The organism is Azoarcus olearius, from assembly GCF_001682385.1.
Taxonomy (GTDB): domain Bacteria; phylum Pseudomonadota; class Gammaproteobacteria; order Burkholderiales; family Rhodocyclaceae; genus Azoarcus; species Azoarcus olearius.
On the sequence record NZ_CP016210.1, the window covers coordinates 3,392,689 to 3,410,290 of the forward strand.

At 69.6% G+C, this 17,602-nt stretch carries 13 protein-coding genes; 11 read left to right on the plus strand and 2 right to left on the minus strand.

Going from position 1 to position 17,602, the window contains the following annotated elements; all coding sequences use genetic code 11:
- The first annotated feature begins 1 nt into the window (after position 1).
- The 3 genes from dqs_RS15525 to dqs_RS15535 all read left to right on the plus strand — a co-directional run bounded on the left by dqs_RS15525 (position 2) and on the right by dqs_RS15535 (position 3,134).
- A complete protein-coding gene (locus tag dqs_RS15525; RefSeq protein ID WP_011766738.1) occupies positions 2-1,345 on the plus strand; it encodes an FMN-binding glutamate synthase family protein in 1,344 nt (447 codons plus the stop codon).
- 68 nt (positions 1,346-1,413) lie between these two features.
- Positions 1,414-1,752, plus strand: coding sequence for a P-II family nitrogen regulator (locus tag dqs_RS15530; RefSeq protein ID WP_011766739.1), 339 nt, complete (start codon positions 1,414-1,416; stop codon positions 1,750-1,752).
- A gap of 17 nt (positions 1,753-1,769) precedes the next feature.
- Complete coding sequence (locus dqs_RS15535) at positions 1,770-3,134, plus strand: ammonium transporter (RefSeq protein WP_157108200.1); 1,365 nt, start codon at positions 1,770-1,772, stop codon at positions 3,132-3,134.
- 57 nt (positions 3,135-3,191) lie between these two features.
- Here the strand turns inward: dqs_RS15535 and dqs_RS15540 are convergent, their stop codons facing one another.
- Together dqs_RS15540 and dqs_RS15545 are read right to left on the minus strand one after the other, a co-directional pair.
- The gene (locus dqs_RS15540) at positions 3,192-3,989 is read right to left on the minus strand and encodes a DUF3750 domain-containing protein (protein ID WP_011766741.1); all 798 of its coding nucleotides are present in this window, start codon (positions 3,987-3,989) and stop codon (positions 3,192-3,194) included.
- A gap of 242 nt (positions 3,990-4,231) precedes the next feature.
- On the minus strand, positions 4,232-5,356 hold the full coding sequence (locus dqs_RS15545; RefSeq protein WP_011766742.1) for a porin: 1,125 nt from the start codon (positions 5,354-5,356) through the stop codon (positions 4,232-4,234).
- A 538-nt stretch (positions 5,357-5,894) separates the two neighbouring features.
- Between dqs_RS15545 and dqs_RS15550 the strand changes: the two genes are divergently transcribed.
- The 8 genes from dqs_RS15550 (at position 5,895) to dqs_RS15585 (ending at position 17,543) form a co-directional block, all read left to right on the plus strand.
- Positions 5,895-6,830, plus strand: a complete 936-nt coding sequence (locus dqs_RS15550) for an AraC-like ligand-binding domain-containing protein (RefSeq protein WP_065341048.1) — start codon at positions 5,895-5,897, stop codon at positions 6,828-6,830.
- A 181-nt stretch (positions 6,831-7,011) separates the two neighbouring features.
- On the plus strand, positions 7,012-7,992 hold the full coding sequence (locus tag dqs_RS15555) for a SphA family protein (protein WP_065341049.1): 981 nt from the start codon (positions 7,012-7,014) through the stop codon (positions 7,990-7,992).
- Between the two features lie 81 nt (positions 7,993-8,073).
- Positions 8,074-9,534 carry an aldehyde dehydrogenase family protein gene (locus dqs_RS15560; protein WP_065341050.1) on the plus strand — a complete coding sequence of 487 codons (1,461 nt, stop codon included), beginning with the start codon at positions 8,074-8,076 and terminating at the stop codon, positions 9,532-9,534.
- A gap of 270 nt (positions 9,535-9,804) precedes the next feature.
- A complete protein-coding gene (locus tag dqs_RS15565) occupies positions 9,805-11,916 on the plus strand; it encodes a PQQ-dependent dehydrogenase, methanol/ethanol family (RefSeq protein WP_065341051.1) in 2,112 nt (703 codons plus the stop codon).
- 534 nt (positions 11,917-12,450) lie between these two features.
- Positions 12,451-14,568: a TonB-dependent receptor family protein gene (locus dqs_RS15570; protein ID WP_065341052.1), complete on the plus strand. Its 2,118-nt coding sequence runs from the start codon at positions 12,451-12,453 to the stop codon at positions 14,566-14,568.
- Positions 14,569-14,573: 5 nt separating this feature from the next.
- Complete coding sequence (locus tag dqs_RS15575; RefSeq protein WP_011766749.1) at positions 14,574-15,113, plus strand: DUF302 domain-containing protein; 540 nt, start codon at positions 14,574-14,576, stop codon at positions 15,111-15,113.
- A 165-nt stretch (positions 15,114-15,278) separates the two neighbouring features.
- On the plus strand, positions 15,279-15,563 hold the full coding sequence (locus dqs_RS15580) for a putative quinol monooxygenase (RefSeq protein ID WP_011766750.1): 285 nt from the start codon (positions 15,279-15,281) through the stop codon (positions 15,561-15,563).
- 321 nt (positions 15,564-15,884) lie between these two features.
- Entirely contained in the window at positions 15,885-17,543 is a 1,659-nt protein-coding gene (locus dqs_RS15585) for a hypothetical protein (protein ID WP_065341053.1), read from the plus strand.
- The last annotated feature ends 59 nt before the right edge of the window (positions 17,544-17,602 follow it).

Here is a 17,602-nt window from a genome sequence, read left to right on the forward strand (position 1 = left end):
CATGACCACGACGAATACGCCTGCCGGCCAGATCCCGCAGACCGTGCCGCAGTTTTCCAGCACCTTCGACGCCTACACCCTGTCCGAAATCCGCCGCGCCGCGGCCACCGGGATCTATGACATCCGCGGCGGCGGCACCAAGCGCAAGCTGCCCCATTTCGACGACCTCCTGTTCCTCGGCGCCTCGATCAGCCGCTACCCGCTCGAAGGCTATCGCGAGAAGTGCGGCACCGACGTGGTGCTCGGCACCCGCTTCGCCAAGAAGCCGATCCACCTGAAGATTCCGGTGACCATCGCCGGCATGAGCTTCGGCGCGCTGTCCGCCAACGCCAAGGAGGCGCTGGGCCGTGGCGCCAGCATCGCCGGCACCAGCACCACCACCGGCGACGGCGGCATGACGCCGGAAGAGCGCGGCCAGTCGCAGACGCTGATCTACCAGTACCTGCCCTCGCGCTACGGCATGAACCCCGACGACCTGCGCAAGGCCGACGCCATCGAGGTGGTGATCGGCCAGGGCGCCAAGCCGGGCGGCGGCGGCATGCTGCTGGGCCAGAAGATCAGCCCGCGCGTCGCCGCGATGCGCTGCCTGCCGCAGGGTATCGACCAGCGCTCGGCCTGCCGCCACCCGGACTGGACCGGCCCCGACGATCTGGAGATCAAGATCCTCGAACTGCGCGAGATCACCGACTGGGAGAAGCCGATCTACGTGAAGGTGGGCGCCACCCGCCCCTACTACGACGTGGCGCTGGCGGTGAAGGCCGGCGCCGACGTGGTGGTGCTCGACGGCATGCAGGGCGGCACCGCCGCCACCCAGGAAGTCTTCATCGAGCACGTCGGCATCCCCATCCTCGCCGCCATCCGCCCCGCGGTGCAGGCGCTGCAGGACCTGGGCATGCACCGCAAGGTCCAGCTCATCGTCTCGGGCGGCATCCGCAACGGCGCCGACGTGGCCAAGGCGCTGGCGCTGGGCGCGGACGCGGTGGCGATCGGCACCGCCGCGCTGGTGGCGCTGGGCGACAACGACCCGCGTCATGAAGAGGAATACCGCAAGCTCGGCACCACCGCCGGCGCCTACGACGACTGGCACGAAGGCCGCGACCCGGCCGGCATCACCACCCAGGACCCCGCGCTCGCCGCGCGCCTGGACCCGGTGCAGGCCGGGCGCCGGCTGGCCAACTACCTGTCGGTGATGACGATGGAGGCGCAGGTCATCGCCCGCGCCTGCGGCAAGTCCCATCTGCACAACCTGGAGCCGGAGGACCTGACCGCGCTGACGCTGGAGGCCGCCGCCATGGCCCAGGTGCCGCTCGCGGGTACCGGCTGGATTCCGGGGAAGACGTTCTGACCCTCCCCTTCCGGCGCCGGCTGCCGCGCGCGGCCGGTGCCGCCCCCATCCCCAACGAGACCGTCCAGATGAAACTGATCACCGCAATCATCCGCCCCTTCAAGCTCGACGAGGTCCGCGAGGCGCTGGCGCACGTCGGCGTCACCGGGCTCACCGTCACCGAGATCAAGGGCTTCGGCCGACAGAAAGGCCATGCCGAGCTGTACCGCGGCGCCGAGTACGTCGTCGATTTCGTCCCCAAGGTGAAGCTCGAAACGGTGGTGGCCGACGAGCGCCTGGAGGCGACGCTGGAAGCCATACAGGCCGCTGCCCATACCGGCAAGATCGGCGACGGCAAGATGTTCGTGACCACCGTCGACCAGACCATCCGCATCCGCACCGGCGAGTCCGGTGCCGACGCCCTCTGATGCCAAGGAGCCTCTTCATGAACGATGTGCAATTCCCGACCGCAGCCACGGCCCGACCACACCCACGCGGCACGGCCGCAACGGCGGCGCTGCTGATGCTCGGCCTGTCCGGCACCGCACTGGCACAGGAGGCCGCGCCGGCCACGCTCAACAGCGGCGATACCGCCTGGATGATGATCTCCAGCGTGCTGGTGCTGATGATGCTGGTGCCCGGCCTCGCCCTCTTCTACGGCGGCATGGTGCGCGCCAAGAACGTACTGTCGGTGTTCACCCAGTGTTTCGGCGTTGCCGGCGTGATCGGCATGCTGTGGGTCATCTATGGCTACAGCATCTTTTCCGACACCACCGGCATGGAGGCGGGCGTCGTCAACCTGCACAGCTTCATCGGCGGCTTCAAGCAGGCCATGCTCGCCAACATCGACCGCGCCAGCCTCACCGCCAGCATCCCGGAGAGCGTGTTCGCCACCTTCCAGATGACCTTCGCGCTGATCACCCCGGTGATCATCGCCGGCTCCTTCGCCGAGCGCATGAAGTTCAGCGCGGTGCTGCTGTTCACCGCGCTGTGGTTCACCTTCTGCTACGCGCCCTTGGCGCACATGGCGTGGAGCGGCCCGGGCGGCCTGCTGTGGGACTGGGGCATCCTGGAATTCGCCGGCGGCACCGTGGTGCACATCAACGCCGGCGTCGCCGGGCTGGTCGCGGCCCTGGTGCTGGGCCGTCGCCGCGGCTATCCGCATGTCGCCATGCCGCCGCACAACCTCGGCTTCGCGCTGGCCGGCGCGGCGCTGCTGTGGGTGGGCTGGTTCGGCTTCAACGTCGGCTCGGCGGTCGCCGCCAACGAGAACGCCGGCATGGCGATGCTCACCACCCAGATCGCCGCCTGCGCCGGCGTGGTCGGCTGGCTGGTGGTGGAATGGCTCAAGGCGGGCAAGCCGAGCTCGCTGGGCGCGGCCTCCGGCGCCCTCGCCGGCCTGGTGGCGATCACCCCGGCCTGCGGCTTCGTCGGTCCGTCCGGCGCGCTGTACATGGGGCTGATCACCGGCGCCGTCTGCTTCTTCGCCATCGGCTGGCTCAAGCGCAAGCTGGGCTATGACGACAGCCTGGACGCCTTCGGCCTGCACGGCATCGGCGGCATCGTCGGCTCGCTGCTGACCGGGGTCTTCGCGTCGAAGAGCCTGGGCGGCTTCCAGGACATCGAGATCGCCAGCCAGGTGCAGATCCAGGCCCAGAGCGTGCTCTTCACGGTGCTGTACTGCGCGATCGTCACCTGGGTGCTGCTGAAGCTCACCGGGCTGGTCACCCGTGGCCTGCGGGTGAGCGCGGACGACGAGCAGGAAGGGCTGGACCAGAGCCAGCACAACGAGCGCGCCTACAACGTCTGAGCGCGCTCGCGGTTCGCCCCCGGCAGCACAGGGGGCGAACCGCGCCGGCCGCCGCGCTTACCGCGCCGGCGCCGGCTCCGCCGCCACCGCCACCACCGCGGCCTGGTTGTCCATGCCCAGCCGGCCGATCGACGGCAGGCGCAGCGCCGGGCGGTTGAGGTCGATGCCGAAGCCCAGCCCCAGCACGTTGAACTCCAGCCCCTCCTCCACGCCGGCGGTGAAGCCGAGCAGGCCGAACAGCGAGGCCTGCACGCCGTGGCCGGAAGCGGACAGCCCCACCGGGTTGGTCAGCGGCCGGTAGTCCTTGCCGATCGCATTGGCAGGCATGTCGAGGTTGAGCGCCGGTACCTCGCGGCCGATGTGGGCGACGAAGGTGTTGCTGTTGGGGCCGGGGTAGGCGCGGTATTCGTCGGGCCACGGGTAGCTGGCGATGGCGGCCTCGATCTGGTCGATCATCGCGTCCACGCCCGCGCCGCGGTGGTCGGCCAGCACCTGCGGGGTGGCGCCGAACCACAGGCCGTCGGGCAGCGCGTGGTTGCGCCGCACCACGTTGTTGCCGCCCCAGCCGATGACGTCATAGCGGGTGAAGGCGGTGTCGCCGCTGCGCTTGTAGATGACCCACGGATGCACCGCGAAGTAGCCGCGCCAGCCGTAGGTCTGCGCCGCATACACCTGCACGATCGCGGTGCCGGCGTTGGCCGCGGGGTCCGGCGCGATGCCCGCCGAATGCCGGGGCGCGGTGCGCCAGCTGCGAGGCTCGCCGTCGGCGCCCGGCGGATGCTGCGCGAGGCTGAGGCCGAACGGCAGCACGAGCGCCAGCAGCACGCCCCGACCCAGCCATTTTCCGTATCCCATGTTCCGATCTTCTCCGCGATGAGGCGCCGCGCGCCCGAGGTGACGGGCTTATGACGCAGCGCCGCGAAAAAGATTCTGGACCGGCACGGGCATCCGATAAACCCGGCGCGACCAAGGAGACTATTCGGAAAACACCAACAATCGGCGGCTGCGAAACGCCCGGCCGTCGCAAGAAAAAACGGGCCGCAACCCGAAGGCTGCGGCCCGCCCACCCCTGCCAGGGTCGATCAAACCATGCCGGCTTAGAAGCTGTGCTTCATGCCCACGGCGATACCACGCGTACCCACACCGCTCAGGCCCTGCGAGTTGCCCTTGGGGTTGATGGTGAAGGCAGCGTTGGACTCGTTGCGGATCTGGGCGTAGTCGGCATACAGCTCGGTGCGCTTCGACAGCGCGTAGCGGGCGCCGATCGCCCACTTGCTGGCGTCGGCATCCGACAGCGTCTTGTCCTTGACCTGGCCATAGCTCGCCAGCAGGCGGGCGCGCTCGTTCAGCGGAACCTGCACGCCGACGAACCAGTTGCGGCGATCGTACTTCTCGTCGGTACCCAGGCCGCCCAGGTTGAAGCCGCCGAGGTCGATGTTGCCGCCGATCAGCGAATTCTTGTCACCCTTGATCACGTCATACACACCGGAAACCTTGACCACGCCGAAGTCGTAGGAGGCGCCGGTCGTCAGCACGAACAGGCGGCCGCTGGAATAGCCGACGGCCTGGGTGGTTTCGTAGTCGAGATCGACGCTCAGCGGGCCGTTGGCGTAGATCAGGTTGGCGGAGAACAGGCGGTCGTCGCCCTTGTTGCCGCCCGGGGTCTTGGCCGGCACGTGCACGCCGTTGAGCGCGCCTTCTTCGGTCTGGGTGTTGGTCGAGGTCGCCAGGATCAGGGTGAAGCCGCTGAAGCTGGGGGAGATGTAGGCCAGCGCGTTGGCGGCGCGGTCGTACTGCGTGGTCATCGACGCGAAGTTGCCGACCGAGTAGTTGCCGAACGGGTTGTACTTGCCGTAGATGCCGTAGCGCAGACCGTCGAGGTAGCCCGCCACGACGGTACCGAAGCCGCCCGCCAGGCCCAGATACGAGCGGCCGGTGCTGAACGTGCTGCTCACGTCCGGATCCACCAGCATTTGCAGATCGAACACGGCCTTCATGCCGTTGCCCAGGTCTTCCGCACCCTTGAAGCCGATGTAGCTTTCCGAGGCAGCGCTTTCGAGCGCGCTCTGCTTCTTGCTGTTCGCGCCGGTCACCGCGCCGCTGCCGCCGCTGCGATGCATGTAACCCATGTCCATGTTGCCGTAGATGGTGACGTTGGTCTGGGCAAATGCAGCGCTGGAAGCAATGGCAGCAATCGCCATCGCGATGATTTTCTTCGTCATGGATCGTCTCCAGGTTTTTTTACTTGATGTCTGCTGCCGGACATCTCCAGTCCGGCAGCGCCCCCCAATGCCATTGCGGGAATGGCGCGGTGGGCAGTGCATGGCAACTACCGCGCCTGTGCCATCAAGCAGCACGCCAGGAAGACAAACCCATATAAAACAAAAATTTAACAATTCATGCCATTCGGATTCAGCCCCCGTTTGATCACGATCTGCGCAGGGTGGACCGTAACGTTTTTATACACCTGCACCAGGATGAAACGGACAGCGCCGCACTTCGCCGGCAGCACCCGGCGGTGTCGCCCGGGCGGCGTCGCCCCCTGAGCCTTAGAACAAGGGCATCAAATCAAAGTAATTTACTTGTAAAAAACATTTAACTAAACTTTTTGCATCGACAGGCGGCATCCCTGTTCCACGATCAGGGCCAGCCGCCGGCAGGCAGTCCATCGGAGGAGAAGTGCCGACCGGCACCGGGAGAGTCCGCGGCGGCGGGAACCGCCAACCCCGCTGCCGTCACTTCCCAACCGAGAGACCGCCAATGGACGCAGGTCGCAGCCCCATCCTCCGCATGCAGGAGACCCGCCACGACAGCTGGCGGGAGGCGGTGGCATCGCAGTTCCTGCCGCTGGACTTCGAGGTGGCGCGCAGCACCCGCTTCCATGGCCGCGCGCTGTGGGCGCAGGTGGACCAGGCGCGCGCCGCCGAAATCCGCATGTGCGAGCACCGCGTCACCCGCCAGCGCAGCCACCTCGCCGCCGCCGACGGCCCGGCGGTGAAGCTGCTGTGGCTGCTCAGCGGCAGCGGCCGGCTGCAGCAGAACGGCGGCGAGTGTTCGCTGCAGGCCGAGCGCTGGCTGTTCTACGACGCCATCCACCCCTACTCGCTGCAGCTGTCCGAAGACGCCCGCTTCATCTCCCTGCTTTACACCGGCGACAGCGCCGAGCGCTGGATGCGGCTGGCGCGCGACCTCGGCAGCGCACCGCGCCAGACCACCGGCCCGGCCCGCATCGCCCTGCTGGCGCTGCGCGGCGCGATGCGCGAACGCGACGGGCTGGACGGGCTCGCCCAGCGCGCCCTGCTCGAATCGGTGCTGGCGCTGACCGAAAGCGCGCTGCGCACGGCCCTGCCCGAACAGGGCGGCCGCCAGCGCGACGCGCTGCGGCTGGTGGAAGCCCGCCGGTTCGTGCTGCAGCACCTTGCCAACGCCGAACTCGGCCCCGACGACATCGCCCGCGCGCTGCATGTGTCGCGCCGCAGCCTCTACAACCTCTTCGCCGAAGCCGGCCTGCGCCCGCGCGAGTTCGTCCGCAACCTGCGCCTGGAAAAAGCCTGCGAGGCACTCGCCCGCCCCGCTGGCGACAGCATCACCACGATCGCGCTCGACCACGGCTTCACCGACGCCGCCCACTTCAGCCGCAGCTTCCGCGAACGCTTCGGCGTCAGCCCGAGCGCCTACCGCGGCCGGGGCGGCTGAACACCCGCCCGTCCGCGCGACCACCCGGCAGAGTTTCGCCGCCGTGCAGCCGGTGCACGGCCAGACATGCGTCCTGCACGCCATGGCAAGCGCCGGGCCGATGCCCGCCCTAAGGTCTGTCCCACGCGGCATGCCGCGCCCACGACAAGACCACAGCGACACCTCCCCGGAGAAGCTCACCATGACCACCCGCTCCCCCCGCCGCGCGCGCCTGGCCGCCGCGCTGGCCCTGCTCGCCGCAGGCGCCGCCGCACCGGCCGCCGCCAACGACCTGCCGGCGGTGAACCTCGGCCTCACCACCTTCATCGACGGCGCGCCGCCGGCCGGCCCCGGCTGGTATGTATCCGAGTACCTGCAGTACTACAGCGCCGACAAGCTGCGCGACAAGGACGGCAAGGCCGCACCGCTGCCCAGGCAGGACATCGAGGTCACCTCGCTGGTGTCGCAGGCGATCTGGATGTCCGCCGACACCCTGTGGGGCGCCCACTACGGCGTCACCCTGCTGCTGCCGGCGGTGCTGGACGCCCGCACCGACGACGGCCTGGGCAACGCGGCGCTGCCCAAGGGCAACACCGGCGTCGGCGACCTCATCGTCGGCCCCTTCCTGCAGTGGATGCCGGTGATGGGCGCCAACGGCCCCATCTTCGCCCACCGCTTCGAGATCGACGTCTCCTTCCCCACCGGCGAGTACGACAACGAGCGCAGCGTCAATCCCGGCGCCAACCACTGGACCATCAACCCCTACTGGTCCGGCACCTACTGGGTGACGCCCGACTGGACCGTGTCCACCCGCCTCTGGTACCTGTGGAGCGGCAAGAACACCGATCCCAATCCCAACGGCTATGCCGGCTACGGCGTCGCCAACGCCCGCGACATGCGCCCCGGCGAAGCCTTCCACATGAACTTCGCCACCGAGTACGCGGTGACGCCGCAGCTGCGCGTGGGCATCAATGGCTACTGGCTGAAGCAGATCACCGAGACCGAGGTGAACGGCCACGCGGTGTCCGGCAGCAAGGAACAGGTCTTCGGCATCGGCCCCGGCGTGCTCTACAGCTTCTCCCAGCAGGACCACCTGTTCTTCAACGCCTACAAGGAAAGCCACGTGCGCAACCGGCCGGAAGGCGAGCGCTACGTGATCCGCTACGTCCATCACTTCAAGTAAGACGCCGGCCCGCGCGCCGCCCGCCGGCGCGCGGGCCGGCCGCCTTTAGCCGCCAAGCCATCCCACGACGAGGAAATCGCGATGTCCGCACCCACCTCCTACCCCAGCCGCAACTTCATCGCCGGCGAGTGGCGCGCCGCCACCTCCGGCGCCACCTTCGCCAAGCTCGCCCCCGCCTCCGGCGCGGTGCTGGCCGAGGTTGCCAACTCCGGCGCCGCCGATGTGGATGCGGCGGTGGCCGCCGCCCGCGCTCAGTTCGACGGTGGCGAGTGGTCACGCCTGCCGGGCGCCGAACGCGGCCGCCTGCTCAACAAGCTGGCCGACCTGCTGGCGCGCGACGCCGAACGCTTCGCCCACATCCTGGCGCTGGAACAGGGCCGGCCGCTGATGGAAATGCGCATGCTGGACCTGCCGATGTCCATCGACACCCTGCGCTACTTCGCCGGCTGGGCGGACAAGCTGGAAGGCCGCCAGATCCCCACCGCCGGCTTCATGGGCCGGCCGACGCTCAACTACACCATTCGCGAAGCCATCGGCGTGGCCGCGCTGATCGTGCCGTGGAACGCGCCGCTGATGATCGGCATCTGGAAGCTGGCCCCGGCGCTGGCCGCCGGCTGCACCGTGGTGCTCAAGCCTTCGGAAGACGCGCCGCTGGCGCTCACCGCGCTGGCAGGGCTGGTCGCAGAGGCCGGTTTCCCGGCCGGCGTGTTCAACCTGGTGAATGGCATGGGCCCGGAGGCCGGCGCCACGCTGGTGAAGCACCCCGGCGTGGACAAGATCAGTTTCACCGGCAGCACCGAAGTGGGCCGCATCATCGCCCGCGAGGCGGCGCCGCTGTTCAAGCGACTGACGCTGGAACTGGGCGGCAAGGCGCCGCAGATCATCTGCGCCGACGCCAACCTGGACGCCGCCATCATGGGCGTGGCCATGGGCCTGTTCGTGAACCAGGGCCAGACCTGCGCTGCCGGCACCCGCATCCTGGTGCATCGCAGCCGCTACGACGACGTGGTCGGCGCGCTTGCCGGCGCGGCCAAGTCGGTGACGCTGGGCGACCCGCTGGACGCCAACACCCGCATGGGCGCGCTGATCAACGCCCGCCACCGCGACCGCGTCACCGCCCTGATCCAGAGCGGCATCGCCGAAGGCGCCGCGCTGGTGGCCGGCGGCGAAGCGCTGCCCGAGAACGGCTTCTTCGTCCGCCCCACGGTGTTCGCCGGCGGCACGCCGCAGATGCGCATCATGCGCGAGGAAATCTTCGGCCCGGTCGGCGTGGTGGTGCCCTTCGACAGCGACGAGGAAGCCGTGCAACTCGCCAACGACACCCCCTTCGGCCTTTCCGCCTCGCTGTGGACGCAGGACATCGCCCGCGCACACACGCTGGCGCCCAAGCTGCGCGTCGGCGCGGTCGCCATCAACGGCTGGAGCCCGCTCGACGCGCGCCTGCCGTGGGGCGGCTACAAGGACTCCGGCGTGGGGCGCGATCTGTCGCGTACCGCGCTGGATGCTTATACGGAAGAGAAGGCGGTGTCGGTGGTGATGTGAGGGACTGGCTCCCTCCCGCCCCTCCGACGTTGCAGCGGGGATGATCGAGGAGTCGCGCGGCCCCGCTGGCGTGGCGGGGCGAGCGAAGACGCCCGAGCCGGCACCCACCTGCCCCCTCCCCTTCAAGGGGAGGGTTGGGGTGGGGATGGGGTAAGTGCGCGCGGAGACCAACCCCATCCCCCTCCTAGCCTCCCCCTTGAAGGGGGAGGAACAAGACCGACCGAACGCAACCGCCTCCAGCAGACCTCATCCCCAACGGAAAACAAATCCATGACCCGCACAACGCTAGCCCTCACCCTGCTCCTCACCACCACCCCCACCCTCGCCGCCCCACCCGCCAACGTCGACGGGCAACGCATCGCCAGAATCGCCACCGGCGGCGAAGCCGCCAACTGGCTGTCCCACGGCCGCGGCTACGACGAGAAACGCTATTCCCCGCTGAAGAAGATCAACGACGCCAACGTCGGCAAGCTCGGCCTCGCCTGGACTCACAAGCTGGACATCGACATGGGCGTGGAGGCCACCCCCATCGTGGTCGATGGCGTGATGTACACCACCGGCCCCTACAGCATCGTCTATGCGCTCGACGCGGTGAGCGGCAAGCTGCTGTGGAAGCACGACCCCAAGGTGCCCAAGGCGATGGCCGGCGAAGGCTGTTGCGGTCCGGTCAACCGCGGCGTCGCGGTGTGGAAGGGCAGGGTCTATGTCGGCACCTTCGACGGCCGGCTGGTGGCGCTCGACGCCGCCAGCGGCAAGCAGGTGTGGTCGGTGGATACCGTGCTCGACCATGCGAAGAGCTACACCATCACCGGCGCGCCGCGCATCGTCAAAGGCAAGGTGCTGATCGGCAACGGCGGCGCCGAGTTCGGCGTGCGCGGCTACGTCACCGCGTATGACGCGGAAACCGGCAAGCAGGCCTGGCGCTTCTTCACCGTGCCGGGCGACCCCAAGCTGCCGCCGGAAGACGACGCCATGGCGATGGCGCTGAAGACCTGGTACGGCGACGGCTGGATCAAGTGGGGCGGCGGCGGCACCGTGTGGGATTCGATGTCCTACGACCCGGAGCTGAACCAGCTCTACATCGGCGTCGGCAACGGCTCGCCCTTCAACTACCAGTTCCGCAGCAAGGGCAAGGGCGACAACCTGTTCCTGTCCTCGGTGGTGGCGCTAGACCCGGACACCGGCAAATACATCTGGCACTACCAGACCACGCCCGCCGACCGCTGGGACTTCACCGCCGCGCAGCAGATGACGCTGGCCGACATCGAGATCGACGGCAAGGTCCGCAAGGTGCTGATGCAGGCGCCGAAAAACGGCTTCTTCTACGTGCTCGACCGGACCAATGGCCAGCTGATTTCGGCGAAGAACATCGTGCCGGTGAACTGGGCCAGCCACATCGACCTCGCCACCGGACGCCCGGTGCTGCTGCCGGACGCCGACTACGCCGACGGCGCCAAGCTGATCGCGCCGGCGATCATCGGCGGCCACAACTGGCATCCGATGTCCTACAGCCCGGACACCGGCCTGGTCTACATCCCGGCGCAGGAAACCGCCGCCGCGCTGGAAGCGCAGAAGGAACCGCTGTTCATCCCCAGCAAAGCGGTGGTGAACATCGGCCTCAACGTGCCCGACCTGCCGGAAGACCCGGCCATCGTCGACAAGATCAGCCAGTCCTGGCGCGGCCGCCTGGTCGCGTGGGACCCGGTGAAGCAGGAGGCGCGCTGGAGCCAGGAATACCGCACCATCTACAACGGCGGCACGCTCGCCACCGCCGGCAACCTGGTGTTCCAGGGCACCGCCGACGGCCGCGTGGTGGCCTACGCCGCCGACAGCGGCAAACTGCTGTGGCAGTCGCCGGCCAACACCGGCGTGATGGCCGGTCCGGTCACCTTCGAAGTGAAGGGTGAGCAGTACGTCAGCTTCATGGCCGGTTGGGGCGGCACCTTCCCGCGCATCCTCGGCCCGCTGTCGCTGGCGGCCAAGGTGAAGCCGGAGTCGCGCATCCTCACCTACAAGCTCGGCGGCAAGGCCACGCTGCCGGCGGCAAAGTTCGACACCGTGCCGCTGCCGCCGCCCCCGCCGGTGACGCTGGAAGCCGACAAGATGCCGATGGCCCGCATGCTGTTCAACGGCTTCTGCGCCAACTGCCACGGCCTCAACGCGGTGAGCGGCGGCGTGGTGCCCGACCTGCGCTACCTCACCGCCGACAAGCACGCGCAGTTCAACGCCATCGTCGCCGGCGCGCGCGCCGAGCGCGGCATGCCCTCGCTCGCCAGCGCGCTGCTGCCCGAGCACATGGAGATGATTCACCAGTACATCGTGAAGCGGGCGAACGATCTGAAGGGGGAACTGGAGGCGGTGAAGGCAGCCGGGAAGCAGTAAGGAGTATGGGGACGGGGGTACTCCTCCCCTTTCAGGGGGGCGTAGCCGGGGTTTCGCAGAGCACCGCTCTGTGCCGCTGAGCGGCGGAGCGAAGACTCCCGGGTTGGCCCATCTTGCTCCCTCCCCTTCAAGGGGGTGAAGCAGGGGTTTCGGCAAGCATTGCTTGCCGCCTGCTGAACGACGAAGCGAAGCCAAGGCTACCGGGTTGGGGTGGGGATGGGGTTGGCGCGGCGCGGAGCCTAACCCCATCCCCCTCCTAACCAGTAGTCTCGGCTTCGCCTCGCCACTCCGCCGGCGACCAAGTGATGCTTGCCGAAACCCCGCTCTCACCCTATTGCAGAGGAGGGAGCAAACCGCCCAGCCCCGGAGACCGTCGCTTCGGGAGCAAGCAACCATCCCGCCCGCATCTCATGATTTTCATGAGGCGGGCACCGCGCTTTGACCGATGCCCGTCTCGGGGCGCCGCATTAGACTGCGGCCAAACGCTGCCGCGAGTGCGGCGGCCCATCACAAGACTGGAGACGAGAGGCCATCATGACCCGCCCTGCCCGCCGCATCCGCGGCGCCCGCCCGCACACCCTCGCGCCGCTTGCCGCGGCCCTGCTCGGCGCCCTCGCCAGCCTGCCCGCCATGGCACAGGAAACCGCGCCGACGCAGGTGCTGGCGCCCACGGTCATCACTGGCAGCCGGGTGGAAGCCTCCAGCTTCGACCTGCCGTATTCGGTGGATAGCGTCAGCCTCGGCGCCGACAGCGCCGCCGGGTTGCGGGTGAATGTGTCCGAGGTGATGAACGCGGTGCCCGGCGTGGTGGTGCAGAACCGCCAGAACTACGCGCAGGACCTGCAGATTTCGGTGCGCGGCTTCGGCGCGCGTGCTGCCTTCGGCGTGCGCGGCGTCAAGCTGATCGCCGACGGCATTCCCGCCACCAACCCGGACGGCCAGGGCCAGGCGGCCACCTTCAACCTCGACACCGCCGAGCGCATCGAGGTGCTGCGCGGGCCGATGGCCACGATCTACGGCAACCACGCCGGCGGCGTCATCCAGCTGTTCTCGCGCGAGGGCCAGGGCGCGCCGCGGGTGTCGGCCGGGGTGTTCGGCGGCGACCACGGCACGGTCAAGGTGGATATCGGCGCCGAGGGCGAGAAGAACGGCATCGGCTACGTGCTCGACGCCTCGCACTTCGAGACCGACGGCGAACGCCGCTACAGCGCCGCGGAACGCAACCAGGCGTATGCCAAGCTCACCTTCCGGCCGGACGAGGACAGCAAGCTCAACCTCATCTTCAGCAGCCTGCGCCAGCCCGAAACCGAAGACCCGCTGGGCCTCACCTGGGCCACCTGGAAGCGCGACGAAACCGCGGTGGAAAACGTTGCGCTGCAGTACCGCACGCGCAAGGAGATCGACCACGTGCAGGGCGGCGCCACCTACGAGCGCCGCTTCGGCAGTGATCGCCTGCAGGTGCAGGCCTACGCCGGCGAGCGCAGCGTGACCCAGTACCAGTCCATCCCGCGCGCGGCGCAGACGCCGATCACCCACGCCGGCGGCGTGATCGACTTCGACCGCGAGTTCTACGGCGTCGGCGCGCGCTATATCGCCGACCGCGAGATCGGCCCCGGCCGCCTCACGCTGACCGCGGGCATCGACTACGACCGCTCCGAGGACGACCGCCAGGGCTACCAGAACTTCATCGGCACCGTGCTCGGGGTCAAGGGCGCGCTGCGCCGCGACGAGATCGACACCGTCACCAGCACCGACCCCTATGTGCAGGCGGTGTGGCGCCAGGGCGATTTCGACTGGACGCTGGGCGTGCGCCACAGCGAGGTGAAGTTCGACGTCGATGACAAGTTCATCGTCGGCGCCAACCGCGACGACAGCGGCTCGGTGAGCTACCACCAGACCTCGCCGGCCGTGGGCGTGCTGTGGCGGCTGACGCCGGTGCTCAACCTCTACGCCAGCTACGGCCGCGGCTTCGAGACGCCGACGCTGAACGAACTCTCCTACTCGGCCTCAGGCGGTTTCAACTTCGACCTCAAGCCGGCGCGCAGCCGCCAGGCGGAAGTCGGCATCAAGGCCTATGTCGGCGAGCACACCCGGCTGAACGCGGCGGTGTTCCAGATCCGCACCGAGGACGAGATCGTCGTCGCCTCGTCGGTGGGCGGCCGCACCAGCTACACCAACGCCGGCACCACGCTGCGCCGCGGTCTGGAACTGGCCGCCGAGACCAACTTCACCCACAGCCTGTCGGCCCGCGGCGCGCTCACCGTGATGCGCGCGGTGTATGACGAAACCACCGCCACGGTGGAAGACGGCAAGCGCATCCCCGGCATCCCGGCGGTCACCGCCTACGGCGAACTCGCGTGGAAGCCGCTCGCCGGCCTCACCACCGCGGTCGAGGCCATCCACCGCAGCAAGGTCTATGTGGACGACGCCAACGCCGACCACGCCGCACCGGCCTACACGCTGGTCAACCTGCGCCTGGCCGCCGAGCAGAAATCCGGCCCCTGGACCTTCAGCGAATTGCTGCGGCTGGACAACCTGTTCGACCGCGAGCACATCGCGTCGGTCATCGTCGGCGACCGCAATGGCCGCTACTACGAACCCGGACCGGGCCGCAGCCTGTATGGTGGCGTGCGTGTGAGCTACCAGTTCTAATACGCATGCCCCTTGCCCAACGCGCGGCGCCGCGGCCTTCCTGGCCGCGCGCCGCGTTTGTCCGCCTGCTGCCGCGCGCGGCCCTGTTCGCCGCCGCGCTCGCGCTTGCCGCGCCGGCCGGCGCGCAGGAACTCGTCGTGCGCCGCCTGCAGGCGGTCACCTTCGCCGCCGCACACGAGGCGGTGCTGGACGCAATCGCGGCCGAAGGCATCGCCCCGCCCACCGAAAGCGACTTCGGCGGCATGCTCGCACGCACCGCGCCCGATCTCGGCCACCGCGCCGATTTCTATGCCGAAGCGCGCCTGATCAACTTCTGCAGCAGCCCGCTGGCCGCCCGCATGGCCGCCGAATCGCCCCACCAGCTGCTCTACTGCCCGCTGCAGATCGCGGTGTACCGGCTGCCCGACGATGCCGGCGCGGTCTATCTCGGTTACCGCCGCAGCGCCCCCACCGCGGCCGGCCGCGCCGCCGAAACCCTGCTCGAAGCCATCCTCAACCGCAGCGCGGCGGAACTGGGTCGGTCCCTGCCCGGCGTCGCGCCCTGATCACCTTTCCACCCCTTCCGCCGTCGCCGCCCCCTCTCCGCCGAAAGCCCGCGCACGAAAAAATTTCATGCCGACGGGCTCGGATCATGCTTACGGAATGGCGTATCGTAGGGCGGGCCGGCCTGCCGCCGGCGCGCAAACCATAAAAGAGAGAGGAAGAACAACATGGCATCCAACCCCGTCCGCAAGCTCGCCCGCATTACCGGCAAACCCGGCCGTGCCGCCGAACTACGCGCCGCCCTGAAGGAACTGGAACTGGCCACGGTCACCGAACCCGGCTGCCGCGAGTTCCGCTTCTACCAGGCCATCTCGGCCGAGGACAGCTTCGTGCTGATCGAACATTTCACCGACGAGGCCGCACTTAAGCTGCACCTGCAACTGCCCTATACGCAGAGCTTCTTTGCCCGCCAGCTGGTGGACAAGGTCGAAGCGATCGACCTGCCCGGCTGAGCCCTTCGCGCCCGCGCGGCCGCCGCCGGGCGCTTTCCACCGTATCGTTTGCGATACACCGGCCGCAACCCTGCGGCCGCCAGCACACCACTGATTCCCAACGACTTTTCCCACGCCGCCCGCGTTCATCCGCACGACCTCCGCGATCCGGCTGTAACGGCGCTGAACAGATTTCCCGCCACCGCCCCCCGCGCCCGTCGGCCGCCGGCCGCAAATGCCTTTGTCCTCGCGGCTCCCGCGGCGATGGTACGGGAGTTGCGATTCCGCCCGGTTGAGCGGGGCAGGCTGCTCCGCCGTCACGTCAGCCCAAAGGAGAAAGTCATGAAAATCAGTGTGTTAAGCGCTGCACTCGCCCTCGCCTTCGGTCTCGCCGGCCCCGCATGGGCCGATCCGACGGTGAGTGCCGGGCGCGACGCCGGTGGCGCCACCGCGAGTGAAACATCCACGCAGGGCGGCTCGGGGGCCGCGGCCAACGGCTATTCCAGCGCGACCCAGGACAACAGCGACAACTCCGACAACCGCAACAACTCCGATCAGAACAACGACAAGAGCGCTGGCAACACGCGCAACAACTCGGGCGACGTAAACGCCCGCGACTACGGCACCGCGGCCGCCAACAACGGCTCCACCGCCACCTCCAACCTGTCCAACGCCTTCAACACCACCCGCGTGGCGGCGGTGTCGCGGCTCAACGGTACGGTGTCGGGCATCACCGTGCAGGGGCTGGGCAACGTGGTCAGCAACCTGGGCAATGCCAACGGCGGCAATGGCGGCACCGGCCACGGCGGCACGGGCGGCGGCGCAACCGGCAGCTCGGCCTTCTCCGGCAACGGCGGCAATGGCGGTTCCGCCTCCGGCGGTGACGGCGGCGCCGGCTCCGGCGGGCAGGCGATGGGCGGCATGGCCGGTAATGGCGGCACCGCCTCCGGCGGCAACGGCGGCAATGGCGGCAACGGCGCGGCGGCCACCGCCGGCAGTGCGACGACGGGCGGCGCCACCGGCGGCCGCGGCGGCGACGGCACCGGCGCCAGCGCCAACTCCAGCGGCGTGCGCGGCGGCGACGGCGGCAACGGCGGCGCGGCGCAGAACCCGTCCGGCGGCAACGGCGGCAACGCCACTGCGAGCAGCGGGGCCGCCACCTCCACCACCACCGCATCGGGCGGCGCCGGCTCCAGCAGCGTGGGCGGCACCTCGGCCTCCAGCGGCGATGCGAGTTCCAGCGGTTCGGCCTCTGCCGGCGGCGTGACGGCGGCCGGCGGCGGCGCCAGCACCGCGCTCGGCGACGGTGACGGCGGCACCGGCGGCGCGGCCAGCAGCGGCGCCACCAGCTCCACCGGCGGCAGCTCGACCGGCGGCGCCACCACCGCCTCGGCGGGCACCTCCAGCGGCACCGGCGGCACCGCCAGCGGCTCCGGCGGCGCGGCCACCGCCAGCGGCACCCCGGCCTCCGGCGCCCCCACGGCGAGCAGCGGCACCGGCGGATCGGCCAGCAACGTGGCCGGCACCGGGGCCACCGGCGGCGCGGCGACCAGCGGTGCGGCGACCGGCGGATCGGGCAGCGGCGCGGCGGGCGGCACGGCCAGCAGCGGCGCGGCGACGGCGGGTACCGCCACCGGCGGTAGCGGTGGTGCGGCCGGTGCCGGGCAGGGCGGCACCGGCGGCGCCGGCGGCGCGGGCGGCACGGCCACGGCGGGTGCGGGCACGGGCGGTTCCGGCCAGGGCGGCACCGGCGGCACGGGCGGCGCAGGCGGCGCGGCCACCGCGGGTGACGCGGTCGCCGGCAACGGCAACGGCGGCAGCGGAGGCGCGGGTGGCGCAGGCGGGCAGATCTCGCTCAATGCCGGCACCTTCAACATGTCCAACAGCATCAGCGGCAGCTTCACCAACGGCGCCGGCATCATCATCAATGCCCAGAACACCGGCATTGGCGCCCTGGTGCAGCAAAGCGCCAACGTGCAGGCCAACCTGACGGTCAGGTAAGCCTCCGGCGCGGGGCGGGCGCTGGCCCGCCCCGCAGGCAGCAACAGTGGGCAGGAGGC

Excerpts from the sequence above, each read along its gene's own strand:
- dqs_RS15525 (WP_011766738.1), top strand. The coding sequence starts at position 2 with ATGACCACGACGAATACGCCTGCCGGCCAGATCCCGCAGACCGTGCCG.
- dqs_RS15530 (WP_011766739.1), top strand. The coding sequence starts at position 1,414 with ATGAAACTGATCACCGCAATCATCCGCCCCTTCAAGCTCGACGAGGTC.
- dqs_RS15535 (WP_157108200.1), top strand. The coding sequence starts at position 1,770 with ATGAACGATGTGCAATTCCCGACCGCAGCCACGGCCCGACCACACCCA.
- dqs_RS15540 (WP_011766741.1), bottom strand. The coding sequence starts at position 3,989 with ATGGGATACGGAAAATGGCTGGGTCGGGGCGTGCTGCTGGCGCTCGTG.
- dqs_RS15545 (WP_011766742.1), bottom strand. The coding sequence starts at position 5,356 with ATGACGAAGAAAATCATCGCGATGGCGATTGCTGCCATTGCTTCCAGC.
- dqs_RS15550 (WP_065341048.1), top strand. The coding sequence starts at position 5,895 with ATGGACGCAGGTCGCAGCCCCATCCTCCGCATGCAGGAGACCCGCCAC.
- dqs_RS15555 (WP_065341049.1), top strand. The coding sequence starts at position 7,012 with ATGACCACCCGCTCCCCCCGCCGCGCGCGCCTGGCCGCCGCGCTGGCC.
- dqs_RS15560 (WP_065341050.1), top strand. The coding sequence starts at position 8,074 with ATGTCCGCACCCACCTCCTACCCCAGCCGCAACTTCATCGCCGGCGAG.
- dqs_RS15565 (WP_065341051.1), top strand. The coding sequence starts at position 9,805 with ATGACCCGCACAACGCTAGCCCTCACCCTGCTCCTCACCACCACCCCC.
- dqs_RS15570 (WP_065341052.1), top strand. The coding sequence starts at position 12,451 with ATGACCCGCCCTGCCCGCCGCATCCGCGGCGCCCGCCCGCACACCCTC.
- dqs_RS15575 (WP_011766749.1), top strand. The coding sequence starts at position 14,574 with ATGCCCCTTGCCCAACGCGCGGCGCCGCGGCCTTCCTGGCCGCGCGCC.
- dqs_RS15580 (WP_011766750.1), top strand. The coding sequence starts at position 15,279 with ATGGCATCCAACCCCGTCCGCAAGCTCGCCCGCATTACCGGCAAACCC.
- dqs_RS15585 (WP_065341053.1), top strand. The coding sequence starts at position 15,885 with ATGAAAATCAGTGTGTTAAGCGCTGCACTCGCCCTCGCCTTCGGTCTC.